Source organism: Aeromonas sp. 600479 (assembly GCF_049175515.1).
GTDB lineage: Bacteria > Pseudomonadota > Gammaproteobacteria > Enterobacterales > Aeromonadaceae > Aeromonas > Aeromonas veronii_A.
The window spans coordinates 1-22476 of record NZ_JAAKVF010000008.1 but is presented as its reverse complement, the minus strand read 5'-3'; the positions used below and the strand labels follow the sequence as shown (position 1 = coordinate 22476).

The 22476-nt window shown below is 61.4% G+C and carries 23 protein-coding genes and 2 tRNA genes; 15 read left to right on the top strand and 10 right to left on the bottom strand.

Features of this window, described 5'->3' with window-relative positions; genetic code table 11:
• Position 1: 1 nt before the first annotated feature.
• Positions 2-484, bottom strand: a complete 483-nt coding sequence (locus G5149_RS10360; RefSeq protein WP_005341883.1) for a DUF1097 domain-containing protein — start codon at positions 482-484, stop codon at positions 2-4.
• Between the two features lie 368 nt (positions 485-852).
• Here G5149_RS10360 and msrP point away from each other — a divergent pair, with 368 nt between their 5' ends.
• Together msrP and G5149_RS10350 are read left to right on the top strand one after the other, a co-directional pair.
• Positions 853-1854, top strand: a complete 1002-nt coding sequence (msrP, locus tag G5149_RS10355) for a protein-methionine-sulfoxide reductase catalytic subunit MsrP (protein ID WP_337073302.1) — start codon at positions 853-855, stop codon at positions 1852-1854.
• Positions 1845-2471: a protein-methionine-sulfoxide reductase heme-binding subunit MsrQ gene (locus G5149_RS10350; RefSeq protein ID WP_421212393.1), complete on the top strand. Its 627-nt coding sequence runs from the start codon at positions 1845-1847 to the stop codon at positions 2469-2471. The genes msrP and G5149_RS10350 overlap by 10 nt, the downstream gene beginning before the upstream one ends.
• Here the strand turns inward: G5149_RS10350 and G5149_RS10345 are convergent.
• Positions 2468-2716, bottom strand: a complete 249-nt coding sequence (locus G5149_RS10345) for a PepSY domain-containing protein (RefSeq protein ID WP_041209565.1) — start codon at positions 2714-2716, stop codon at positions 2468-2470. The two genes, G5149_RS10350 and G5149_RS10345, sit on opposite strands and share 4 nt — an antisense overlap.
• 63 nt (positions 2717-2779) lie before the next feature.
• On the opposite strand from G5149_RS10345, the gene G5149_RS10340 reads away from it, so the two are divergent.
• From G5149_RS10340 to G5149_RS10325, 4 genes are read left to right on the top strand one after another with little or no spacing between them, the layout of a single operon-like run.
• Positions 2780-3118, top strand: a complete 339-nt coding sequence (locus G5149_RS10340; protein WP_421212392.1) for a PepSY domain-containing protein — start codon at positions 2780-2782, stop codon at positions 3116-3118.
• A gap of 21 nt (positions 3119-3139) precedes the next feature.
• The gene (locus G5149_RS10335) at positions 3140-3796 is read left to right on the top strand and encodes a response regulator transcription factor (RefSeq protein ID WP_005339826.1); all 657 of its coding nucleotides are present in this window, start codon (positions 3140-3142) and stop codon (positions 3794-3796) included.
• Positions 3793-5142, top strand: coding sequence for a sensor histidine kinase (locus G5149_RS10330; protein ID WP_236347911.1), 1350 nt, complete (start codon positions 3793-3795; stop codon positions 5140-5142). The genes G5149_RS10335 and G5149_RS10330 overlap by 4 nt, the downstream gene beginning before the upstream one ends.
• 41 nt (positions 5143-5183) lie before the next feature.
• The gene (locus G5149_RS10325) at positions 5184-5645 is read left to right on the top strand and encodes a hypothetical protein (RefSeq protein WP_005341871.1); all 462 of its coding nucleotides are present in this window, start codon (positions 5184-5186) and stop codon (positions 5643-5645) included.
• A gap of 85 nt (positions 5646-5730) precedes the next feature.
• On the opposite strand, the gene torA is transcribed toward G5149_RS10325, so the two are convergent.
• Together torA and G5149_RS10315 are read right to left on the bottom strand one after the other, a co-directional pair.
• Positions 5731-8211: a trimethylamine-N-oxide reductase TorA gene (gene torA, locus G5149_RS10320; protein WP_421212391.1), complete on the bottom strand. Its 2481-nt coding sequence runs from the start codon at positions 8209-8211 to the stop codon at positions 5731-5733.
• Between the two features lie 23 nt (positions 8212-8234).
• Positions 8235-9365, bottom strand: a complete 1131-nt coding sequence (locus G5149_RS10315) for a NapC/NirT family cytochrome c (protein WP_005339847.1) — start codon at positions 9363-9365, stop codon at positions 8235-8237.
• Between the two features lie 276 nt (positions 9366-9641).
• On the opposite strand from G5149_RS10315, the gene G5149_RS10310 reads away from it, so the two are divergent.
• The 3 genes from G5149_RS10310 (at position 9642) to G5149_RS10300 (ending at position 14203) form a co-directional block, all read left to right on the top strand.
• Positions 9642-11609, top strand: coding sequence for an ATP-binding protein (locus tag G5149_RS10310; RefSeq protein WP_421212390.1), 1968 nt, complete (start codon positions 9642-9644; stop codon positions 11607-11609).
• Positions 11610-11664: 55 nt separating this feature from the next.
• Positions 11665-12162 carry a response regulator gene (locus G5149_RS10305; RefSeq protein ID WP_421212389.1) on the top strand — a complete coding sequence of 166 codons (498 nt, stop codon included), beginning with the start codon at positions 11665-11667 and terminating at the stop codon, positions 12160-12162.
• 67 nt (positions 12163-12229) lie between these two features.
• On the top strand, positions 12230-14203 hold the full coding sequence (locus tag G5149_RS10300; RefSeq protein WP_421212388.1) for a DNA topoisomerase III: 1974 nt from the start codon (positions 12230-12232) through the stop codon (positions 14201-14203).
• A 40-nt stretch (positions 14204-14243) separates the two neighbouring features.
• Here G5149_RS10300 and G5149_RS10295 read toward each other — a convergent pair whose 3' ends face one another.
• The gene (locus G5149_RS10295) at positions 14244-14684 is read right to left on the bottom strand and encodes a DUF417 family protein (RefSeq protein WP_236374765.1); all 441 of its coding nucleotides are present in this window, start codon (positions 14682-14684) and stop codon (positions 14244-14246) included.
• A 13-nt stretch (positions 14685-14697) separates the two neighbouring features.
• The gene (locus G5149_RS10290) at positions 14698-15231 is read right to left on the bottom strand and encodes a carboxymuconolactone decarboxylase family protein (RefSeq protein WP_236301802.1); all 534 of its coding nucleotides are present in this window, start codon (positions 15229-15231) and stop codon (positions 14698-14700) included.
• A gap of 101 nt (positions 15232-15332) precedes the next feature.
• Between G5149_RS10290 and G5149_RS10285 the strand changes: the two genes are divergently transcribed.
• A complete protein-coding gene (locus tag G5149_RS10285; protein ID WP_421212387.1) occupies positions 15333-16163 on the top strand; it encodes a cupin domain-containing protein in 831 nt (276 codons plus the stop codon).
• 41 nt (positions 16164-16204) lie between these two features.
• On the opposite strand, the gene G5149_RS10280 is transcribed toward G5149_RS10285, so the two are convergent.
• A complete protein-coding gene (locus tag G5149_RS10280; protein ID WP_005339856.1) occupies positions 16205-17560 on the bottom strand; it encodes a TrkH family potassium uptake protein in 1356 nt (451 codons plus the stop codon).
• Positions 17557-18210 (bottom strand): potassium channel family protein, encoded by a 654-nt coding sequence (locus tag G5149_RS10275; RefSeq protein WP_005339863.1) that lies wholly within the window; start codon positions 18208-18210, stop codon positions 17557-17559. The genes G5149_RS10280 and G5149_RS10275 overlap by 4 nt, the downstream gene beginning before the upstream one ends.
• 127 nt (positions 18211-18337) lie before the next feature.
• On the opposite strand from G5149_RS10275, the gene murB reads away from it, so the two are divergent.
• Positions 18338-19375 (top strand): UDP-N-acetylmuramate dehydrogenase, encoded by a 1038-nt coding sequence (gene murB, locus G5149_RS10270; protein ID WP_216952231.1) that lies wholly within the window; start codon positions 18338-18340, stop codon positions 19373-19375.
• Positions 19372-20337, top strand: coding sequence for a bifunctional biotin--[acetyl-CoA-carboxylase] ligase/biotin operon repressor BirA (gene birA, locus G5149_RS10265; RefSeq protein ID WP_421212386.1), 966 nt, complete (start codon positions 19372-19374; stop codon positions 20335-20337). Before murB ends, birA begins: the two co-directional genes overlap by 4 nt.
• A gap of 80 nt (positions 20338-20417) precedes the next feature.
• Here birA and coaA read toward each other — a convergent pair whose 3' ends face one another.
• Complete coding sequence (coaA, locus tag G5149_RS10260) at positions 20418-21356, bottom strand: type I pantothenate kinase (RefSeq protein WP_216979945.1); 939 nt, start codon at positions 21354-21356, stop codon at positions 20418-20420.
• On the bottom strand, positions 21353-21502 hold the full coding sequence (locus G5149_RS10255; RefSeq protein ID WP_337073311.1) for a hypothetical protein: 150 nt from the start codon (positions 21500-21502) through the stop codon (positions 21353-21355). Before G5149_RS10255 ends, coaA begins: the two co-directional genes overlap by 4 nt.
• Positions 21503-21619: 117 nt before the next feature.
• Here G5149_RS10255 and G5149_RS10250 point away from each other — a divergent pair.
• The 3 genes from G5149_RS10250 to G5149_RS10240 form a co-directional block, all read left to right on the top strand.
• A tRNA-Tyr gene (locus tag G5149_RS10250) sits at positions 21620-21704 on the top strand.
• 38 nt (positions 21705-21742) lie between these two features.
• A tRNA-Gly gene (locus tag G5149_RS10245) sits at positions 21743-21817 on the top strand.
• Positions 21818-21985: 168 nt separating this feature from the next.
• Positions 21986-22476 (top strand): GTP-binding protein (locus G5149_RS10240; RefSeq protein ID WP_411600400.1); only part of this gene is annotated, 491 nt, incomplete at its 3' end.

The following is a 22476-nucleotide window of genomic DNA, read 5'->3' as shown; positions in this document are numbered from 1 at the left end:
ATCAGGCGGGATCAATCGCTGCCGGAGCAGCATCGGCTTTTTGGGTTTTATGGGAGAGCCATAAGCCGCTTGCCTTCATCAGGTAACCGAACAAGGCGCCGATGATGAGGGAGGGGAGGATCAACCGCCACTCGCCAGCCGCCCCGAAGGTGGCACAGCAACCGGCAAAGGTGCCTGGAATGTAGCCGAGCCACTGCTGCTTGGCCTGCACGCACATCAGGGTTGCGACTACCCCCGTCATCACATAACCCGCCACACCCGCCCCCCACAGACTGTCACCATGGATCAGCAGCAGTGCCCACAGCATGCCGCTGGTGTTGCAGAAGATGGTCTGCAACAGCGCCTTGTAGCCACCGCTTGACGCGAAATAGCTGGTGCAGCCGAGAAAGCCGACCCAGGAGATAAGGCCGAACGCGACGGCAATCCAGCCCCAGACGGCGGAGAGAATTCCAGTGGTGATGGCGATGGCGATCAGTGGGCTCATGGGGCGACTCTTCAGTTGGCTTCGCAAAAGGGGCAGCCTACCTCCGGCAATCGGGCCGGCAAGCGGGGGCCGAATTGTGTGTGATCTACATCACTCTTTTCAACTCAGGAATACGCTTGCGCTCGCGAAAAAAATTCATTGGTGACCGGCCTGACACTCGACCATAGTTAGAGGCCCTGTCCTGCTCATGGAGTGAGTCTGATGGCGCCCAATGTGATCGTTCCCCTGTTGGTGTTCGTAGTCCTGTTTCTGGTCGGCAATATGGCCAAGGCGCTGCCTCTGCACCACATAATGTAATCTTGTGTGAAATAAAAATCTGCCGGGGCGGGTCTTATCCATAGTGCCTCACTCAGCCCTGGGAGTTTTTCATGTTGATCAAGCGTCGTACCGCCCACCCCCTCACCGAACAGGATGTCACCCCGGAAGCCGTCTATCAGGACCGCCGCCTCATTCTCAAGGGGCTGGGTCTGGGGGCGGCCACCCTGGCGTTTCCCACTCAGGCCGGTGTACTCGATCTGCTGCGCGGTAAAGAGGATGCTCCCCAATTAGCCACCCAGCCGCTCAACAGCAAGCCTGCGGAGCACCCGGCCAATCTGGTGCTGACACCGGAAGAGAAGGCAACCAGTTACAACAACTTCTATGAGCTCGGCACCGACAAGTCCGACCCGGCTCGCAACGCACATTACCTCAAGCCCGAACCCTGGACCCTCAAGGTGGAGGGGGAGGTGGCCAAGCCCTTTACCCTAGATGTGTGGGATCTCATCAACAAGAGCGAGCTGGAGGAGCGGATCTACCGGCTACGCTGCGTTGAAGCCTGGTCCATGGTACTGCCCTGGAACGGCATCTCGCTGGCAGAGATCATCCGCCGCGCCGAGCCCACCAGTCGCGCCAAGTTTGTCGCCTTCGAGACCCTGTTTGACCCGAAACAGCTGCCGGGGCAGGCCTCCAGTCTGGGGGGCGGCATCGAGTATCCCTACGTGGAAGGTCTGCGTATCGACGAGGCGATGCACCCTCTCTCTTTCCTTGCGATGGGGCTCTACGGCAAGACCCTGCCCGCCCAGAATGGCGCGCCGATCCGGTTGGTGGTGCCGTGGAAGTACGGCTTCAAGAGCATCAAGAGCATCGTCTCGATCCGGCTGGTAGAGGAGATGCCTCCGACCACCTGGAACCTGCTGGCTCCTAACGAATATGGCTTCTACGCCAACGTCAACCCGCAGGTGGATCACCCGCGCTGGAGTCAGGCCAGCGAGCGCTTTATCGGCGAGGGTGGAGTGTTTGGCGCCAAGCGTCAGCCGACCCTGATGTTCAACGGCTATGGTGACGAAGTCGCCTCGCTCTATCAGGGGATGGATCTGCGCCAATGGTACTGAGATTGAAACCGGCCCATGTTAGCGGCTTGCGGGCGCTGGTGCATCTGGGCTCCCTCGGCTTCCTGCTTTGGCTGGTTTTTGCCATTCCGGCAGGTTTGCTGGGGGGCGACCCTGTACCCGAGCTTATCCACTACCTCGGCAAGGGGGCGCTCAACCTGCTGTTGCTCACCCTGCTGGTCTCGCCGCTGGCCAAACGCTGGCGGCAGGGGCAGCTCATCAAGCTGCGCCGCCCCCTCGGGCTCTGGTGCATGGTCTGGGCGTTGCTCCACTTCATGGTGTGGCTGGGGCTGGATCTGCAGTTTGACTGGGGGCTGATTGGTGGCGAGCTGGTCAAACGCCGCTATATCGTGGTGGGGATGGTGGCGCTGCTGCTGTTGCTGGCGCTGGGCATCACCTCGCTGCCGGCGTTGCAGCGGCGGCTGGGGGCTGCGTGGCAGAAGCTGCACAACTGGGTTTATGCGGTGGCCCTGCTGGTGCCGGTGCACTACTGGTGGTCGCTCAAGAGCGGTTGGCTGGAGCCGCTCATCTACCTGCTGCTGGCCTGCACCCTGCTCTGGCCGAGGCGGGAGAAGCTGCTGCGCCCGTGGCGGCTGCGCTGGAAAGCAAAAGAGGCCTAATCGGCCTCTTGTTTTTTGATCTCGCCAGTGTAGGCATCGACGATGAGATGTACCTTTTCATTCTGGCGGTCGAGGGTTTTGACCTCGAATTTGTCCCCTTCCAGCTCCACTTCGCGAATGTCGTGGTACCCTTGCGCCAGCAACAGTTTGACCAGCCCGGCCATGTCGAGGCGGCTCTGGGCAGCCCAGCTTGAGGCGCTCAGCAGGCAGAGGATCAGCAGGAAACTGCGCGGGATCATATTCATTCCGGATTCATGGCTGGCAGACTATAAACGCCATTATGTTAGGTTTTTGGAGATGAATCATCCATGAATAGAGCGCTCCCTCTGATCGGGTTGTTGTTGCCAGTGCTGGCGCAGGCGCTGACGCCTGACGAAGCCCTGTTGCAGCAAGCTGTCCATGAGGGACGGGCTCGGCCCTTCCACGAAATGATGGAGGTGGCATCCAGATTGCCGGTGCGGGTGTTGCGGGTCGATCTGGGGGAAGAGGATGGTATCTGGCTCTATGAACTGCGCGTGATCGATCGGGAGAACAGCGTGCTCAAGGTGGCCTATCGGGCCGACAACCTGGAGATGGTGTGGGCCAAGGGCCACCATCTGGAGCGGCTGTTCGAGCCACCCAAGCCCCCGGTCGAGGATGATGAGTAACCTCTTTGTGGAAGCCTGTTCATGCGAATTCTGATTGTTGAAGACGAAAAAATTCTGGCCGGCCAGCTGGCTGAACAGCTGCGCCTCTCCGGCTTTGTCACCGACCTCTGCCACGATGGCAACGAGGCCGGTTTTCTCGGCGAGACCGAGCCCTACGACGCCATCATTCTCGACCTCGGTCTGCCGGGTCGCGATGGCCTGAGTGTGCTGAAGGAGTGGCGCAGCAAGGGGATCGATACCCCGGTGCTGGTACTGACCGCTCGTGGCCAGCTGCACGAGAAGATCGAGGGGCTCAACGCCGGTGCCGACGACTACCTCACCAAGCCGTTCCAGGTGGCCGAGCTGGTGGCGCGGGTGCATGCGCTGGTGCGCCGGGCGGCGGGCAACGCCAGCTCCATTCTGGAGATCGGCGGGGTGCGCCTCGACATGGCTGCGTCGCAGGTGTGGTACGAAGGGACCCCCATCAAGCTGACCGCCCACGAGTTCCGGGTGCTCGGTTATCTGATGCAGCATCGGGGCAAGGTGGTGTCGCGCAGCGAGCTGATCGACCACATCTACGCTCAGGATTTTGACCGCGACTCCAACACCGTCGAGGTGTTCATCGGCCGGATCCGCAAGAAGACCAACCCTGATCTGATTGAGACAGTGCGCGGCCTCGGGTACCGGATCAACGAATGAGGCTGGTGAGAACCCTGCGGGGGCGACTGCTCGCCATCGCGCTGGTGTGGTGCGGGCTGTTTCTGTTCGCTACCGGCTTCAGCCTGCAGACCATGATGCGCAACTACTGGCAGGAGGCAGAGGCTGACGGCTTGCGCCTGCAACTCTACGATCTGCTCTCCCGGTTGGAGGTGGAGAAGAGTGGTCTGCCTGTGGTGATCGAACCGATGGCCGATCCCCGTTTCAGCCAACCTTACTCCGGCTACTACTGGCAGCTGGAACTGGGGGAAAATGTGGTGGGCCGCTCCCGCTCCCTGTGGGACACCCATCTGGTGAGCCATGGCCTCAAGTCTGCCTTTGGCGATCCTGACCTCTTTTTTGGCAAGGGACCCAACAAGGAGCCGCTGCTGATCATGACCCGTACCGTGCTGTTGCCCGGTTCGGATCGGGTCTTTACCCTGGTGATGGCCAAGGACAGCAGCACCCTGATCCAGACCCTGAAGAAAACCCGCATCAGCCTGTTCCTCGGTCTCGGTTTTGCCGCCGCCGGTCTGGTGCTCGGCTTCATGTTCCAGATCGTCTACGGTTTGCGGCCGCTGCACCTGCTACGCCGTGAACTGGGGCGGGTTCACGAGGGTCATCAGGAGGGATTTCGGCTGCGCTATCCGCTGGAGATCCAGCCGCTGGTGGAGGATATCAACCGGCTGCTGCACCACTACGGCGAGCTGCTGCAGCGGGCCCGTGCCCACACCGGCAATCTTGCTCACGCCCTCAAGACGCCGCTCAGCATCATGCGCAATCAGGTGGCACAGTTGCCGCCGGAGGATCAGGCCGCCATCGGCGAGCAACTCGACCAGATCCAGCGCCATATCGACTATCACCTCGGCAAGGCGCGGGTGACCGGCGCCGCCAAGATCCTCGGGGTCTCGACCCCGGTGCGGGCGCGGGTGGAGTATATCTGCCGCGCCTTCTCCCGCCTCTATCCGGGCAAGACGGTGGATCTGCAGGTGCCCGCCAATCTGGCGGTCGGGGTGGAGGAGCAGGATTTCGACGAGATGGTGGGCAATTTGCTGGAGAACGCCTTCAAGTGGTCAGCCAGCGAGCTGCGTATCTCCAGCGCCGAGCTGGGGGGCTGGATCACCCTGCGTATCGAGGATGACGGCCCCGGCATGAGCGAGGATCAGATCGCCAAGGCGGTGCTGCGCGGGGTGCGGCTCGACGAGAAGGTGCCGGGTTCCGGTCTCGGTCTCAACATCGTATCCGATCTGGCGGAAGCCTATCGAGGCAGCTTTATTATGGGCCGCGCCGAACTGGGCGGGCTGGCCGCCTCCCTCTCGTTGCCCAAGGTGGCAAGGGTCGAGAGCTAGGCATAAGATATGGCATTTGTTTTAGCCTGAGGAAGAGAACCATGACCGACGATCCGTGGGCCCTGTGCCATCTTGACGATTCATTCGATGCCTCTGTACTGGGGGTCAAGGGCGCCCAGATCCAGTGGTTTGAAGATCGGGATGGCCTGATTGCCTATCTGCTGGAAGATTATGTCGATCTGCTGGCCGATGTGGGCGAGCTGGACGAGGAGCAGACCGAGCAGGCGCGTGAGCGCTTCACCCTGCTGGTGGAGCAGAGCTTTGACGATCGCACCCTGATGGATGCCATCAACGATCTCGCCTCCGGCTTGCGCCGCATCGCCTGGTTGGGGCCACTCTCGGAGCTGGCGGAGATCAGCGACGACTTTGCTTCCGGTCTGCGCCGTTACTTCTGGAGTCAGTACGATGGCGATGAAGATGACCCGGACGCCTGGGTGCCGGAAGAGCTGTGGCCGCAGCTGGTGGAGTGCGCGCAGGAGTATATGGAAGAGGGGGATTTTTAAATCTGTCCGGACTATGTGTGCTCTTTGGCAGACAGATAAAGAAACGGCGCCTTGATGGCGCCGTTTTTATTGGGTGGCAATCGCCTTAGCCGTTGGCCGGTACCGCGTGGGCGGTGTTGGCCAGCACAGGTCCTGTGTACTTCTCGATCTGCAACTGGGCCATGTGGCCGCAGTTGCCCTGTGCCAGACTGGACGAGCCTTCGTCGAAGGTGAGGCAGTTGACGTTGCCGTTTTTGCAGATGCTGCCCGCTTCGCCCGGCTTGGCCGGGTCGTACCAGGCCCCTTCGCAGATCCGCACCACCCCTTGGCGCACATCTTCGGAGAGCAGGGCGCCCACCAGGATCTGGCCGCGCTCGTTGAAGGCACGCACCAGATCCCCCTGGGCGATACCACGAGCCTTGGCATCCAGCGGATGGATCATGATCGCCTCGCGGTCGGCGATGGCGAACTTGTCCCGCAGCGGAGTGTTGTCGAGCTGGGAGTGCAGCCGCTGGGTCGGGTGGGAGGTGTTGAGCGACAGCGGATAGCGCGCCGCCACCTCGCTCTTCACCCACTCTTTGGGCTCATACCACTTGGGATGGCCGGCGCAGTCGGCATAACCCATCCCGGCTACCGTGTTGGAGAAGATCTCGATCTTGCCGGACGGGGTACCGAGCGGGTTGAGCAGCGGGTTCTCGCGAAAATCGGCGTGACGGATCCACTGGCGGTTGGCCTCCGGGATCGGGAAGCGGATGTAGTTGTTGGATTCCCAGAACATATTGAACGGCGGCAGCGCCACGCGGGCGCCGCGGGCCTGTGCCGCCATGCCGTCGTACATCTGCTTGAGCCACAGCATCTCGTCCTTCCCTTCGGTGTACTGCTCCTGCACGCCCAGCTTGGCGGCGATGGCGCTGAAGATGTCGAAGTCGTTGCGGGCTTCAAACTGGGGCGGTACGCACTGGTGCATCGGGAACACATAGCGCTGGGAGTAGTCGCCCCCCATCTCCAGATCATTGCGCTCGTAGCTGGTGGTGACCGGCAGCACGATATCGGCGTGCTTGGCGGTAGCGGTCCAGTAAGGCTCGTGAACGATCACGGTCTGCGGTTTGCGCCACGCCAGCAGCAGGTTGTTGGTGTCCTGATGGTGGTGGAAGGGGTTGCCGCCCGCCACGTAGACCAGCTTGATGTCCGGATAGGTCACCTTGCGGCCGTTGAAGTCGATGGTCTTGCCCGGATTGGCGAGACAGTCGGCGATGCGGGCCACCGGGATCGGTGCCGGGCTGTTCTTCGGTGCGTTGCCGGCGGAGATACCGGCCAGAATGCCGCCCTTGGCGGTGGGGCTGCCACCGGAGGAGTAGTGGTAGCTGAAGCCGTAGCCGCCGCCTGGCAGGCCGATCTGGCCCAGCATGGAGGCCAGAGTGACCAGCATCCAGTTCGGCTGTTCGCCATGCTGCTGACGCTGCATGCCCCAACCGGCCATGATCATGGTGCGCTTGGCGGCCATGTCGAGGGCCAGCTGGCGGATCACCTTGGCATCGACGCCGCAGACAGTGCTCGCCCACTCGGCGCTCTTCGGCTGACCATCATCCTTGCCGAGCAGGTAGTTCAGGAACTTGTCGAAGCCGACGGTATAGCGATCGAGGAAAGCCTGATCGTGCTTCTTCTCACTGTAGAGGGTGTGGGCCACACCCAGCATCATGGCCACGTCGGTGTAGGCGTTCGGCGCAATCCACTCGGCACCGACCAGCTTGGCGGTCTCGTTGTAGATGGGGTCGATGCTGATGACGCGGGTGCCTTTCTCTTTCAGCGCCATGAAACCGGCCTGACCTTCGTGATCCGGCATGTTCCAGCTGTTCTTCAGAGTTACTTGAGCGTTGACCCCCCACAGCACCACCAGTTCGGCGTTCTCTACCACGTTGGGCCAGGCGGTCTGCTGCTCGTACACCTCGATGGAGCCCATCACGTGGGACATGATCACTTGGGCCGCGCCGGTGGAGTAGTCACCGGCATAACCGGTGAAGCCGCCGGAGAGGTTCATCAAGCGGTGCAGCAGGGTGCGGCTGTTGTGGAACATGCCGACGCTCTTCCAGCCGTAGGAACCGGCGTGGATCGCCTGCGGGCCGAAGTCACTCTGCACGCGCTGGATTTCACCGGCCACCAGTTCGATCGCCTTGTCCCAGCTCACTCGCACCCACTCGTCTGCGCCGCGCAGTTCGGGTTTGGCGCCCGGGCCATGCTCCAGCCAGCTCTTGCGTACCATGGGGTACTTGATGCGGTTCTTGGCGTGCACCTGGAACGGCGCCATGTCGATGAGATCGTTCGGCGCCGGATCATCGGCCACCGGCTGGACGCGCACCATGCGGCCATCTTCGACGATCGCCTCGAAAGCCCCCCAGTGGGCGCCGGTCAGAATGCCCTTCTGGGCGGGCATCAGGGTCGGGAACTGACTCAATGCGGTGCTGATGGCTTGCGCCAGCGCACTCTTGGGAAAAATGCCGCCGAGCAGGGGCAGGGCTGCGCAGGCGCCGAGCCCCTTGAGCAGGTTGCGGCGGGACAGATTGGTCTTCTTGTCATTGAAAAAAGTCATAACGGTTTTCCTCTGTGCCAGCCTTAGTGGGCCGCGCTCATGTCACTGGCGTGTTTCTGGACATACTGGGTCAACATGCGAGCCTGTTCCGGGGTCAGGGAGGTACGAGATTCCATCCCCTTGATGACGCCGATCCACTGGTTGGCATTAAAGTGATCCAGCGCGGTGAGGCCGTGGCAGCCGGTACAGTTGTTGGACATCAGGGTGGAGGCGTATTGCCACAGCTTGCCCTGATCGCCGATAAGCTGGCTCTGGTCGACCCAGGCGGTCAGCTTGACCTGATGCCAAGTGAGGTTGGTGGCGCTGTCGGTTTCGCTCTGGCCGGTGACCAGCGCTTTCTTGGCGGCATCGCCGACCAGTACGCTAAGGATCCGTTTGCCCGGTGCGGCGTAGAATACTTCGCTCACACCATCCTGTTGCCAGCCTTCGATCTGCACCTTGGCTCGGCCGTTTTCGTTGGCCAGCACTTCCACCTTGGTGGAGGGCATCAGGGTGCCTTCGTCGGTCTTGGCGGCAGCATCGAGGAACAGCGGGGTGGTGGCGATGGCGTAACGGGTGGTGACGTTGGCCGGGGTCTGGGCCGCAGCCTGCGCCAGCTCGCTGGCACCGGCGGCAGCCAGGCCGCTCATGTCAGGCATGATGTGGGCGACACCGCGGTGGCAGTCGATACAGGTCTGACCCTCCTTGATGGCGACCGGGTGCTCGGCACGGGCATTGGGGCGCTGGGCCAGAATATCCATCGCCTCGTAGCTGTGGCAGCTGCGGCAGGTGGCGGAGTCGTTGGCTTTCAACTCGTCCCAGACGGACTGGGCCATCCGCAGCTTGTGGGCTTCATACTTTTCCGGGGTATCCAGGGTGCCGATCGCCTCGTGATAGATATCCTTCACGGCGCGGATCTTGGTCCACAGGTAGGAGGTGGGATCGCCCGGGATGTGGCAGTCGGCGCACTCGGCGCGGATCCCCTTGGTGTTCTGGAAGTGGACACTGCCCTGATACTCGGCGAGCGGAGTCTGCATGGAGTGGCAGGAGACGCAGAATTCGGTGGAGCTGGTCTTGTGCAGCACGGTCACGGTGACACCCAGTGCCGCGACACCCAGCAGGGCCCCGAGCAGCAGGAGCCAGAACCAGGTTTTTCTTATCAGTTTTCCAATCATGGCGGCGTTTTCCTACGGTCAATAATTACCTACATAGTACTAGTCCAATAGTAGTAGTAATGACAGGGATAAGGCGTTGACCTCCATCATGGTTTATATTTTTGATTGTTGTCACATTTTGTCTTTTATTTTGTTATTGATTTAATTGTCGAATTAAATTCAGTTGTTTTCTGTTTTATCTATTTGTGCACTTTCCGCGACAGCTGTTAGCGCCCTCGCAAAACCCCACAAGATTCGCTGATATAGTGAGCAGTGAGCCTCAACGGAGTGTCGCTGATGAGCCCTTTCTCACTGCTGTGTGTCGCCGCCAACGTGCAACTGCTGGCCGAATTCGAACAGGAGTTGGCTCCGCTGCTCGGCCATTTCGCGCTGGTGGTGGTGGTCGGTCAGGGGTCGGCGGAGCTGGCATTGGACGAACTGGATCGCAAGGGGCAGCCACCCGCCGTGGTGGTGTGTGACAGCGAGCTGGGGGATGGGCGAGGGGCCGATTTTCTGATCCGCCTCGGCAGCCGTCACGAGGCGTGCCGCAAGATCCTGCTCGGCAGCCAGCCGGAGATGAAATCGATCATCGAGGCGGTGAACCTCGGTCGTCTCGACTACTACCTGCAACGCCCCTGGCGCGATGGCAGCCTGCGCCGGGCGGTGATCGAGCAGGCCAGCCATTTTGTATTGCAGCGTCCCGAGGCGGACCTGCTGAGCTATGCCGCCGTGCTCGACAACCAGAAGCTGCTGCGAGCCCACGTCGATCGCCAGTTGGCTGCCTATCGGCAGGGCTTTATGGATTACACCCACTGCAGCGATGAAGAGCTGTCGCGGGTGGTGATCGACGGCCTCTACCAGTTTTTCGAGGGCAATGACGAGGAGCGGGTCTGCCGCCACTACAGCCCGGGCCATGTGCTGACCCGCGAGGGGGAGCCCAACAGCTTCCTCTGGTTTATCGCCAAGGGGGAGGTGGTGCTGCGCAAGCGGGACGAGCAGGGGATCGATCAGGAGGTGGTGCACTACCGTACCGGCTCGCTGGTGGGGGGCATGTCATTTGTGACCGGCGAACCCGCCTTCACCACCGGCGTGACTCTGACCGGCGCCGAGGTGATCAAGCTCGACAAGCTGCAATTCTCCCGGGTGATGCAGGCGCGCAGCGAACTGCTCCCCTCCTTTACCAACCTGCTGCTGCGCCACTTCAACCGCCGTCTGCAAAACAGCATCCGCACCGAGATGCGGCTGCAACAGACCCTCAACTCCCTCGATGCCGCTTACGCCCAGCTGGTGGAGAGCGAAAAGATGGCGATGCTGGGTCAGCTGGTGGCCGGTGTCGCCCACGAGCTGAACAACCCGGTGGCGGCCATTATCCGTGGCAGCGAGACCCTGCGGGCCGCCATCCCCGATCTGGTCAATCTCGAGCTGCCTGCCCCCATCAAGGGGCTGGGCAACCAGACCCTCTGTCAGGCGCTCTCCTCCCAGCCGGTCTCGACCAGCGAGATCCGTGACAAGACCCGGCAGGCAGAGGGGCGCTTTGGTGATCGTCAGCAGGCGCGGCTGGCGGTGCAGATGAATCTGGATGACGAGCTGAACTGGCAGCGCTGGTTTGCCAGCCGCACTGCCGACGAGCGGGAGGCGCTGCTCTCCCGGCTGGAGCTGTTCCAGCAGACCGGCAGCTTCCTGCGCAATATCGAAGTGTGTGCCCGTCGCATCGGCGATCTGGTCAAGAGCCTCAAGCAGTATGCCCGGCAGGATCGGGCCGAGCCCTCGCTGGTGGACTTGCACGAGGGGCTGGAAGATACCCTGATGATTTTCGAAAACCGCCTCAAGCATCATGAGCTCTGCAAGGAGTACCAGCCGCTACCGCTGGTGCGCTGTCACCCCATCGCCCTGCAACAGGTGTGGACCAACCTGATCGCCAACAGTCTGGATGCTATGAGCGGCCCGGGGCGACTCACCATCCGTACCGGATTGCTGGATCCCGAGTGGGTCATGGTGGAGATAGAGGATAGCGGTTGCGGCATCGAGCCCGAGTTGTGGCAGCGGATCTTCGATCTCAACTTCACTACCAAGCGGGAGGGACATTTCGGCCTCGGGATTGGTCTGAGCGTCTCACTGCAGATAGTTCAGCAGCACCACGGCCGGATTGAGGTGGCCTCCGAGCCGGGCCGTTACACCCGGATGCGGGTCTGTCTGCCGCTGGACGGCATGGGGCAGGCCGGTTACGGGGGCGAACCTCATCACAACAAGGAGCATGCGGCCTGAGCCGTCGCCAGCATCAATCGCGCGGCGTGCCAAACCATGTCGCCAAGGAGGAGCAATGAACAAACACTATCTGATCCTGTGTGTGGACGATGAGCGGGAGGTGCTGGATGCGGTGATCCACGATCTCGCCCCGTTCCGTTCCCACTTCGAACTGGAAGCCGCCGAGAGCGTCGATGAGGCGCGTGCGGTGGTGGAGGAGTGGGAGCGCAACGGCAACAAGCTGGCGCTGATCCTCTGTGACCACATCATGCCGGGAACCCTGGGGGTCGATTTTCTGGTGGAGCTGAACCGGCGTGCCACCACTCGGGCCAGCCGCAAATTGCTGCTGACCGGACAAGCGGGGCTGGAGGCCACCGTCGAAGCGGTCAATCGCGGCGGGTTGCACTACTACCTCGCCAAGCCGTGGAAGCTGGAGACCCTGCAAGAGGCGGTGCGCGAACAGCTGACCGACTACCTGCTGGCGGAAGATGGCGAAAATGCCTTCCACTATGCGCCGCTGCTCAATCAGGCGCGGCTGTTTGCCGCCATCCACGATCACCCGTTCGACGAGTAGGGGCAGTTGGGCTTTCGCGGTGGCAGTTGTATACTGTCTGCATATACAGTATTGCAGGTAGCCACCGATGCGACTCTTTATCGCCGAGAAGCCCACGCTGGGCCGCGCCATTGCCGATGCCCTGCCCAAGCCCCACAAGAAGGGCGACGGTTTTATCGAAACAGCCCAGGGGGATGTGGTCACCTGGTGCATCGGCCATCTGCTGGAGCAGGCCGAGCCCGATGCCTATGACGCCGCCTTCAAGCAGTGGCGGATGGAGCATCTCCCCATCATCCCCGCCCAGTGGCAGCTGGTGGCCAAGCCCAAGACCAAAACCCAGCTCACCGTCATCAAGCGGCTGATCAAGCAGGCCGACTGCGTGGTCAACGCCGGTGACCCGGACCGGGAAGGACAACTGCTGGTGGACGAGGTGATCGACTTTCTCGGCTACCCGAAAACCAAGCCGGTGCAGCGCTGCCTCATCAGCGATCTCAACCCGCCCGCAGTGCGCCGTGCCCTAGACAAACTGAGGGATAACAAGGAGTTCGTGCCGCTGGCGGTTTCCGCACTGGCCCGCAGTCGGGCCGACTGGCTCTACGGCATCAACATGACCCGCGCCTATACCCTGCTCGGGCGCAAGGCCGGTTGCAGCGAGCTGCTCTCGGTCGGTCGGGTGCAGACCCCGCTACTCGGGCTGGTGGTGCGGCGGGATCTCGAGATCGAGGCCTTCGTGCCCAAACCCTTCTACGAGGTGCTGGCCCATCTGCTGACCGACGGCAACGAGCGCTTCACTGCCAAGTGGCTGCCATCGGAAGCCTGCCTGCCGTGGCAGGATGAGGAGGGGCGGGTGCTCAACCGGGCGCTGGCCGACAAGGTGGTGAGCCGGATCAACGGCCAGAGCGCACAGGTTGAATCGGTGGAGGAGCAGGCCCGCAAGCAGGCGGCGCCGCTGCCCTATAACCTCTCCAGTCTGCAGATCGATGCCGCCAAGCGCTTCGGCATGGATGCCAAGCGGGTGCTCGATATCTGCCAGAGCCTCTACGAGCGTCACAAGCTCATCACCTATCCGCGCTCCGACAGCCGCTATCTGCCGACCGACCACTTCAAGCGGGCCGAGCAGGTGCGCGGCGCCATTGCCGTTACTGCGCCCGCGCTGGCCAAGGCAGTTGCCGAGGCGGACGGCAAGATCCGCAGCAAGGCGTGGAACGACAGCAAGGTGGATGCCCACCACGCCATCATCCCCACCGAGAAGCAGGGCAACCCCGCCACACTGGGGGCCGACGAGGCGAAGCTCTATGGCCTGATTGCCCGACAGTATCTGCTGCAGTTCTATCCCCCGTTCGAATACAACGACAGCAAGGTGCTGCTGCGCATCGCCGGTGGCCTGTTTCAGGCCAAGGCGCGGCGCATTCTCAAGGCGGGCTGGAAGGCGCTGCTCGGGGTGGAGGAGGATGACGACGAAGAGAAGGCGGGCACGCTGCCTGCCCTGAAAGAGGGAGAGCAACTGCTGTGCGAGCGGGGCGAACTGCAGGAGAAGATGACCCAGCCACCCAAGTCGTTCACCGATGCCACCCTGCTGGCGGCTATGACCGGCATCGCCCGCTATGTGCAGGATCCCGAGATCCGCAAGACCCTGCGCGACACCGATGGTCTCGGCACAGAAGCGACCCGTGCCGGTATCATCGACCTGCTGTTCAAGCGCCGCTTTCTGGTGCGTCAGGGCAAGAGCATCAAGGCGACCCCGACCGGGCGGGCGCTGGTACAGGCGCTGCCTGCGACGGCCACCACGCCGGATATGACGGCGCTGTGGGAGCAGAGCCTCGGCCAGATCGCCGAGCGCCACGGCAGCTATCAGCAGTTTATGGGGCCGCTCACCGAGCAGCTCAACGGCCTGATCGAGGGGGTGCGGCAGGACTCTGGCGCCAGCTTCAGCGCCCTGCCCAAGGAGGCGCCGGGTGCCGGCAAGCGGCGTTTTACCAAGCGAAAGAGTCCGGCGGCCAGCACGACTGGCGGGCCCCGACCGCGCAAGACGGCCAGCAAGCGCCAGACCAGGGCTGCATAACGAAAAAAGGCGCCCATCCCGGGCGCCAAAGGCATTGTTGTCAGGCTGCCTGAGTGGACAAGCTGGCACGGATCCTGTGCTGGTAGTGCAGAACCACACCGAGAAACACCAGATCCTTGAACAGGAAGAACTCGGTGACTGGCACGCCATCAACCACTTTCCAGACACCTGTCAGAGTCAGCAGGAAGCTCAGCGTCGCCAGGAAGGTGACGATAGCCCCCATGCTGCACCAGTAACCGATGCGAGGTTGCCACAGACCCACGACCAGTCCGATGGCGATCACTATCTCGACCACCCCGATCAGGTTCGATACGCTCTGTTCCGACAGGGGGCCATAGAGCCAGCTCATCAAGGGGTGGCTGGCTACCAGTGGTTTGATGGCGGCGGCCTCTGTCGGGGTAAACTTGAAGACGCCGATCCAGAGCAGGGTCAATACCACGCCCGTCAGGGCGACCAGAAAGCCTTTGTCATGTTGCTGCATGGGGGCTCCTTGTTTAAGGGGTCAGAGTGACGGGCGGGAAGTCGATCTCGGTCGCCGCCAGGTGGTTGCCATAGTTGGTCAGGGTATTGACCACCACCTGGCCGAGTACTTCCAGCAGCAGCTCGTCATCTACGCCTGCGGCACGGGCGCTAGCAAGCTGCTCGTCACTGATCACCCCGCGCTGACTGACCAGCGCTGTTGCCAGTTGCAGCAGGGCGTGATCAAGGGGAGCCGAGGCCTGGCCGAGCCGGGCAGCCCGGATCTCCTGAGCCGAGAATCCGGCCTTGCCCGCCAGTAGTGTGTGGGCAGACAAACAGTATTGGCAGGCGTTGGCTTGACCTATGGCCAGTGCCAGCAACTCCCGTTGTGGGGCAGTGAGGCGCCCCTTGCCAAGCGCCTCGGCAAAGCCCAGGAAGCCATTGAGCAGGGCTGGCGAGTGGGCCAAGGTGGCGTAGAGGTTGGGCACCATGCCCAGATTGCGTTGCAGGGTGGCCAGGGTCTGGGCGGCTGCGGGTTGTGGCTGGGATACGGGTTGGATACGGCTCATGATCTTCTCCTGTGGTAGTGAAGGTACGGGAGACAGTGTGCCGTCATTCGTGATACGGTTTATCACTCATCGTCTGCAAATAAATACTATTCATCTCAAATATGGATCCGCTCTCTGCCCTGTTGGTTCATGCCTCCCCCGAAGCCAAGATCTTCTTCGCCGGCAACCTGTGCCAGAACTCCTCCAGTGATGATTATCCGAGTGGCGGACATCTTCATCTGCTGCGCAGCGGTGCCGTCATGCTGCGTGAAGAGGGGGGAACCAGCTTGCTGCTCGAGGAGCCGACCCTGATCCTGTTCCCTCGGGGACGTCCCCACAAGCTTGAACCCAGAACGCTGGGGGGTTGTGATTTGGTGTGCGCCAATGTCGCATTCGGCAAGGGGGGAGCATCGCCGTTGCAACTGGCATTACCGGGCTCGCTGGTGCTGCCGCTACGTGAGTTGCCTGCCCTGACGCCGGTGCTGAACCAGCTGTTTGACGAGGCGTTTCACCCCCGCTACGGGCAGGATCCGCTGATCTCCCGCTTGCTGGAGGTACTGTTGATCCTGCTGCTGCGTCATCTGGTCGAGCAAGGGGTGTGTCAGCAGGGGATGCTGGCAGGTATTTCCGATCCCCAGTTGGCCAAGGCGATCTCGGTGATGCATCAGCGTGGGGATGAACCCTGGACGGTGGCCACGCTGGCGCGGGAGGCCGGCATGTCGCGGGCCCGTTTTGCCGCGAGGTTTCAGGAGCGGGTTGGTCAAGCGCCGCTGGGTTATCTGACCCGCTGGCGCATGGCGCTAGCCTGCCAGCAACTGCTGGCGGGGGAGCCCATGATGCAGGTGGCGCTGGGTGCGGGGTACAGCAGCAGTGTCGCCTTTGGTCGGGCATTCGAGCGGGAGCTGGGGGTGAGCCCGGGGCGCTGGCTCAAGGCGCAGCAACAAGCCGAATAAAAAAACGGGGCAGCCAATGGCTGCCCCGTGTTCATGGCTGGTCAGCCGGTATAGACGTTCTCTTCCGGATAACGGATGCGGGTCTCGACCGGGCGGGCCAGCATAAAGGCCAGGGTCAGGGGGCCGAGACGGCCGCAGATCATCACAAGCACCAGGATCAGCTTGCCCGGCTCGCTCAGGGAGGCGGTGATGCCGGTGGAGAGGCCGACGGTGGCAAATGCCGAGATGGTCTCGAACATGATTTTGTCGAACGGCAGATCCTCGGTCACCATCAGCAGGAACATCGCCAGCATCAGCACCATGGTGCTGACGATAATGATGGCCAGCGAGCGGGTCACGATCTGGGGCGACAGGGTGCGGCCAAAAGCGGTGACATGGGGCCGTTTGGTCAGAAACGCCTTGGTCGCCAGTAGCACCACGGCGAAGGTGGTGACTTTGATACCACCACCGGTCGAGGTGGCACCGGCACCGATAAACATCAACATCATCAGGAACAGCAGCGCCGCCGGGGTCATCAGCCCGATATCTATGGTATTGAAACCGGCGGTACGGGCACTGGCAGACTGGAAGAAGGCAGCCAGCAGCTGGCCACCGACACCGGCCTTGCCGAGGGTGCCCGGGTTGTTGTGTTCCAGCAGCCAGAACATCAGGGTACCGGCCAGCAGCAGTGCCGGGGTCATCAGCAGCATCAGCTTGCTGTGCAGCTTGAGCTTGCGCCAGCGGCGGTTGCGCACCAGATCGACGATGACGGTAAAGCCGATCCCCCCCAGGATCAGCAGACCGGCGATGGTCAGGCTGATGATGGGGTCGTCCCTATAGTCGATGAGGTTGTTGGCAAAGAGCGAAAACCCGGCGTTGTTGAAGGCCGATACTGCGTGGAAGAAGCTGACATAGAGGCCGTGCACCCACCCCATCTCGGGCACCCAGCGGATCGCCATGATGCCGGTGCCGATCAGCTGGGCGATAAAGGCGAACAGCACGATCCGTTTGACCAGCTGGATGATGTTGACCGAGCCCTCCTGTCCCAGCGCCTCCTTGGCCAGTACCTGCTGGCGTAGGCCGACCCGTTTGCTGAAGATGGCGATCAGCAGCAGGGTCATGGTCATCTGGCCCAGACCGCCGATCTCCATCAGCATCAGCAGGAAAATCTGCCCCTGCAGGGTAAAGGCGGTGCCGGTATCCACCACGCCAAGACCTGTCACGCTGATGGCCGAGGTGGCGGTAAACAGGGCGTTGACGAAGGTGACCTCGCCATTGTGGCTGGAGGGTTGCACCAGAAAGATGGTGCCAATCAGCAGAATGATCAGAAAGCTGCCGAGGATCAGCCGGGCTTCGCTCCAGCGAGAGTCCTGCTCCCGATGGAGGGCGAAGGCGTAGCTGCTGCGCCAGTTGATCATAGGGTTTCGAGCCAGTGGTCGATGGCGTGCTTGTTGCCCGCCAGGATCAGGATGTCGCCCAGTTGCAGCTCCATCTTGCCGGTCAGCACGTTGTGCAGCACGTCACCACGCTTGATGGCGAGCAGCTGGAAATCGCTCTGTTGCAGCAGATGGAAGTCGCCCAGTTCCCGGCCGTTCTGTTGCAGGCCAATCACGAACTCGGTCAGCACCATGTCGTGGCCCAGCTCCAGATAGTCGAACAGCCGGTTGTCCAGCATGCTCTGGGCGACCCGGCGGCCCATGTCCCACTCCGGGTTGATCACCTTGTCGGCGCCCACTTTCTGCAGGATCTTGGCGTGGAACTTGTCGCGCGCCTTGACCCACACCTTCTTCACGCCCGCCTCTTTCAAGACGAGGGTGGTGAGGATGCTGGTCTCCAGGTTGTCACCGATGGCAACGAAGACGATATCGAAATTGGCCAGTCCCAGCTCGGCCACGGTGGCCTCATCGGTGGCGTCGGCCACGATAACGTGATTGCAGAGGGCGGCGATTTGCCGGGTCTTGCTCTCGTCGATATCGATGGCCAGTACTTCGGCATCTTGCCGTTGCAGCTCTTCGCACAGCGCGCTGCCAAACAGGCCCAGGCCGATGACGGCAAACTGGTTGTTCATGAGTTATTCCTCAGCAGTTGAAGTCGCCTACTCTAAACCACTGCTATTCCCCCGAAAAGGGCTCGGGTTTTTCGTCATGGGGCAACTTGAGGTAGACTACGCCCTTGCACCAAGCCGGGATAGACCGATGAAACTGAATGCCAACGCCTCCTTGTTGAAGCTCAACACCCTTGCCCTCGATGCGTATTGCCTCTGGCTGGCCGAGGTGGAGCAGGTTGCCGATCTGGCGACCCTGCGTGCTGATCCACAACTCAACCAGTTGCCTCGCCTCAATCTGGGCGGCGGCAGCAATATGCTCTTCACCACCGATTTTCTCGGTCTGGTGGTGCTCAACCGGCTCAAGGGGATTACCGCTGAAGATGGTGGCGATCACTGGTTGCTCCATGTGGCGGCCGGTGAAGATTGGCATCAGCTGGTGCGCCATACCTTGCAACAGGGCTGGTTCGGGCTAGAGAATCTGGCGCTCATTCCCGGTACGGTCGGTGCCGCGCCGGTGCAGAACATCGGTGCCTATGGCGTTGAGCTGGCCGACTTCTGCGCCTATGTCGAGGCGTTCAACTGGCAGAGTGGCGAGATTGAACGGATCGCGGCGGCAGAGTGCCGCTTCGGTTATCGCGACAGCATCTTCAAACACGAGTATCAGGATTCCCACCTGATCACCGCCGTCGGGCTCAAACTGCCCAAGGCGTGGCAACCGGTGCAGGGCTATGGCCCACTGGCTGCGCTCGGTGACGCGCCTTCGGCGCAGGCCATCTTCGATACCGTCTGTGCCACCCGCATGGCCAAACTGCCGGATCCTGCGGTGCTCGGCAATGCGGGCAGCTTCTTCAAGAATCCGGTGGTGCCTGCCGCGCTGGCGGAGTCGCTCAAGTCGCGCTATCCGCAGATGCCCTGCTATCCGGCCGGAGAAGGGCAGTCCAAGCTGGCGGCGGGCTGGCTCATCGATCAGTGCGGTTTGAAAGGTTTCGCCATTGGCCGTGCCGCTGTTCATCAGGAGCAGGCGCTGGTGCTGGTCAATCTGGGGGGCGCCAGTGCCATGGAGCTGATCGCGCTGGCGGCCCATGTCCGCGACTGCGTGGAGCAGACGTTTGGCGTGGTGCTGGAGCACGAGGTGCGCTTTATGGGCGCGCACGGTGAAACCTGGCTCGACGAGGTGCTCTCATGACGTTGACTCCCATCAGACAGACCCTGATCACCCTGCTTAGCGACGGCCAGTTTCACTCCGGCGAACAGTTGGGCGAGCAGCTCGGCATCAGCCGGGCGGCGGTGAGCAAACACATGGCGGCGCTCAAGGAGCTGGGGCTGGATCTCTTTAGCCTGACCGGCAAGGGCTACCGGCTGGCGGTGCCGATGGCGCTCTATGATCAGGCCACCTTGCAGGCACAGGCCCCGATGGCGCCGGTGCACTGTTTTCCGGTCATTAGCTCGACCAACCAACACCTGCTGGATCGGGTCAATGAGCTGCGCTCTGGCGAGAGCTGTCTGGCCGAGTGCCAGACAGCCGGGCGCGGTCGTCGTGGCAAACCCTGGATTTCGCCGTTTGGTTGCCAGCTGATCCTCAGCATGTACTGGCGACTCGAACAAGGCATGGCGGCGGCCATGGGGCTGAGTCTGGCGGTCGGCGTGGCAGTGGTTGAAGCGCTGGAGTCCCTTGGCTATCAAGGCGTCGAGCTCAAGTGGCCGAACGACCTCTACTATCAGGGCCGCAAGCTGGCGGGCATTCTGGTAGAGATGAGCGGTAGCGCCGGGGCCAGTTGTCATCTGGTGATCGGCATCGGTCTCAATCTGGCGATGCCTGCCCGCGAAGGTGAGAAGATTGATCAGGCCTGGGCCGAGCTGCGCCACATCAATCCCGAGCTGGTCGACCGCAATGAGCTTGCCGCCCGGATGATCGTCTATCTGCAGCAGGCGCTGCAGACCTTCGAGCAACACGGTCTGGCGAGCTTTGTCGAGCAGTGGAATCGGCTCGACCATTTCGCTGGTCGCCCCGTCCGTCTGTTGATGGGGGAGCAGGAGATCCGCGGTATCGCCCGTGGTATCGACGATCGCGGAGCCCTGCGGCTGGAGACGGGCGAAGGGGTCAAATTCTATCTGGGGGGGGAGCTCTCCCTGCGCCGGGGCGACTGAGGTTCAGCAAGGCCGCTCATGATACCAAATAGAAGAGGGGGCCCGCGGGCCCCCTCTTCGTTATCCGGCAACGGCAGTCATCATTTGCGCAGCTTGATCTGCTCGATGGCGTGCTCATGGCCCTTGGTCATGATGAGGTTGGCTCGCTCACGAGTTGGCAGGATATTCTCTTGCAAATTCAGATAGTTGATATCTTGCCAGATATTGCTGGCGATCCGAGTTGCCTCACTCTCCGTCAGCTTGGCGTAGTTATGGAAATAGGAGTCGGGATCCGAGAAGGCGCCGCTTCTGAACTTGAGGAAGCGTTCGATATACCAGGTACGCAGCAGGTCGGCATCGGCGTCCACATAGATGGAGAAGTCGACGAAGTCCGATACGAAGACCCGATGGGGCTCCTGAGGGTAATCCATGCCGCTTTGCAGCACATTGAGCCCTTCCAGGATCAGGATGTCCGGTTGCTCTACCACCTTCTTCTCGTCAGGGATGATGTCGTAGATAAGGTGGGAGTAGACCGGTGCTTCCACCTTCTCGTGACCGGCGCGGATATTAGCGACAAACTCCACCAGATGGCGGATGTCGTAGGATTCCGGGAACCCCTTGCGGCGCATCAGGCCGCGCTCTTCCAGTACCTTGTTGGGATAGAGGAAGCCGTCGGTGGTGACCAGCTCCACCCGAGGGTGTTCCGGCCAGCGCTCCAGCAGCGCCTGCAGAATACGGGCCGTGGTGCTTTTGCCCCCCGCCACGCTGCCGGCAATGCTGATGATATAGGTGCCCTTGCCGCGGGACTGACCGAGGAACTGCTCCAGTACCCGGCTACGACGCTGCTTGGCTTTGACATAGAGATTGAGCAGGCGGGAGAGGGGCAGGTAGATCTCTTCCACTTCCCGCAATGACACCTTCTCGTTGATCCCGCGCAGGGTCTGCAGATCGTGTTCGGTCAGGGTCAGGGGGACCGAATCGCGCAATAACGCCCATTGATCGCGGGTGAATTGCAGATAGGGGTTATGCTCTGTCGTCATGGTGTCATCACTGTTTCTTGGGCAGGGCGACCATACACCAAGGGTGGGGGGGCGACAAGGGACGCAGCAGGATTGGCTGATTTCCAGCCGCTTTTTTGCAAACTTCCCAGCAATAAAGCGTATTTTGCCAGGTTCAATGGTTGCATCCCCCAAATCCTTACAATAAAATGCGCGACGCTTGGATGTCTGTCGTCTATTTGCCGTGCAAAAGCGATAAAAACAGTGGGTGCAAGCAGAATTACCGCTGTGACAATCTGGCGTCTGGAGGGGTTCCCGAGCGGCCAAAGGGATCAGACTGTAAATCTGACGGCTCTGCCTTCGAAGGTTCGAATCCTTCTCCCTCCACCATATTTCTCTGCGGTTTGAGTTCTTTGGGTTAGAGAAATGCGGGCATCGTATAATGGCTATTACCTCAGCCTTCCAAGCTGATGATGCGGGTTCGATTCCCGCTGCCCGCTCCAAGATGCTGATATGGCTCAGGCGTTAGCAGAGCCGCACCCTAGGGTGAGTTCGGCAAGCGAACCAGCCATCAGTACCTCTCTCTTTCCCACCAGATTCAAATCCATCATATAAACTGTTCTGTGGTTAGCTTGCCACCGCGTACTCAGCGTTAGTTTAGAGGGACGATCATGTCTAAAGAAAAATTTGAGCGTAATAAACCGCACGTTAACGTGGGTACCATCGGCCACGTTGACCACGGTAAAACCACCCTGACTGCAGCTATCACCAACGTGCTGGCCAAGCATTTCGGTGGTAAAGCTTTCGCCTTCGACCAGATCGACAAGGCACCGGAAGAGCGTGAGCGTGGTATCACCATCAACACTTCCCACGTAGAATACGACACCGCTACCCGCCACTACGCCCACGTAGATTGCCCGGGTCACGCCGACTACGTTAAAAACATGATCACCGGTGCTGCCCAGATGGACGGCGCGATCCTGGTAGTAGCAGCGACTGACGGCCCGATGCCGCAGACTCGTGAGCACATCCTGCTGGGTCGTCAGGTAGGCGTTCCGTACATCATCGTGTTCATGAACAAGTGCGACATGGTAGATGACGAAGAGCTGCTGGAACTGGTCGAGATGGAAGTTCGCGAACTGCTGTCCGAGTACGACTTCCC

Coding starts and splice junctions, on each gene's coding strand:
- G5149_RS10360 (WP_005341883.1), bottom strand. CDS start 484: ATGAGCCCACTGATCGCCATCGCCATCACCACTGGAATTCTCTCCGCC.
- msrP (WP_337073302.1), top strand. CDS start 853: ATGTTGATCAAGCGTCGTACCGCCCACCCCCTCACCGAACAGGATGTC.
- G5149_RS10350 (WP_421212393.1), top strand. CDS start 1,845: ATGGTACTGAGATTGAAACCGGCCCATGTTAGCGGCTTGCGGGCGCTG.
- G5149_RS10345 (WP_041209565.1), bottom strand. CDS start 2,716: ATGAATATGATCCCGCGCAGTTTCCTGCTGATCCTCTGCCTGCTGAGC.
- G5149_RS10340 (WP_421212392.1), top strand. CDS start 2,780: ATGAATAGAGCGCTCCCTCTGATCGGGTTGTTGTTGCCAGTGCTGGCG.
- G5149_RS10335 (WP_005339826.1), top strand. CDS start 3,140: ATGCGAATTCTGATTGTTGAAGACGAAAAAATTCTGGCCGGCCAGCTG.
- G5149_RS10330 (WP_236347911.1), top strand. CDS start 3,793: ATGAGGCTGGTGAGAACCCTGCGGGGGCGACTGCTCGCCATCGCGCTG.
- G5149_RS10325 (WP_005341871.1), top strand. CDS start 5,184: ATGACCGACGATCCGTGGGCCCTGTGCCATCTTGACGATTCATTCGAT.
- torA (WP_421212391.1), bottom strand. CDS start 8,211: ATGACTTTTTTCAATGACAAGAAGACCAATCTGTCCCGCCGCAACCTG.
- G5149_RS10315 (WP_005339847.1), bottom strand. CDS start 9,365: ATGATTGGAAAACTGATAAGAAAAACCTGGTTCTGGCTCCTGCTGCTC.
- G5149_RS10310 (WP_421212390.1), top strand. CDS start 9,642: ATGAGCCCTTTCTCACTGCTGTGTGTCGCCGCCAACGTGCAACTGCTG.
- G5149_RS10305 (WP_421212389.1), top strand. CDS start 11,665: ATGAACAAACACTATCTGATCCTGTGTGTGGACGATGAGCGGGAGGTG.
- G5149_RS10300 (WP_421212388.1), top strand. CDS start 12,230: ATGCGACTCTTTATCGCCGAGAAGCCCACGCTGGGCCGCGCCATTGCC.
- G5149_RS10295 (WP_236374765.1), bottom strand. CDS start 14,684: ATGCAGCAACATGACAAAGGCTTTCTGGTCGCCCTGACGGGCGTGGTA.
- G5149_RS10290 (WP_236301802.1), bottom strand. CDS start 15,231: ATGAGCCGTATCCAACCCGTATCCCAGCCACAACCCGCAGCCGCCCAG.
- G5149_RS10285 (WP_421212387.1), top strand. CDS start 15,333: ATGGATCCGCTCTCTGCCCTGTTGGTTCATGCCTCCCCCGAAGCCAAG.
- G5149_RS10280 (WP_005339856.1), bottom strand. CDS start 17,560: ATGATCAACTGGCGCAGCAGCTACGCCTTCGCCCTCCATCGGGAGCAG.
- G5149_RS10275 (WP_005339863.1), bottom strand. CDS start 18,210: ATGAACAACCAGTTTGCCGTCATCGGCCTGGGCCTGTTTGGCAGCGCG.
- murB (WP_216952231.1), top strand. CDS start 18,338: ATGAAACTGAATGCCAACGCCTCCTTGTTGAAGCTCAACACCCTTGCC.
- birA (WP_421212386.1), top strand. CDS start 19,372: ATGACGTTGACTCCCATCAGACAGACCCTGATCACCCTGCTTAGCGAC.
- coaA (WP_216979945.1), bottom strand. CDS start 21,356: ATGACGACAGAGCATAACCCCTATCTGCAATTCACCCGCGATCAATGG.
- G5149_RS10255 (WP_337073311.1), bottom strand. CDS start 21,502: ATGCAACCATTGAACCTGGCAAAATACGCTTTATTGCTGGGAAGTTTG.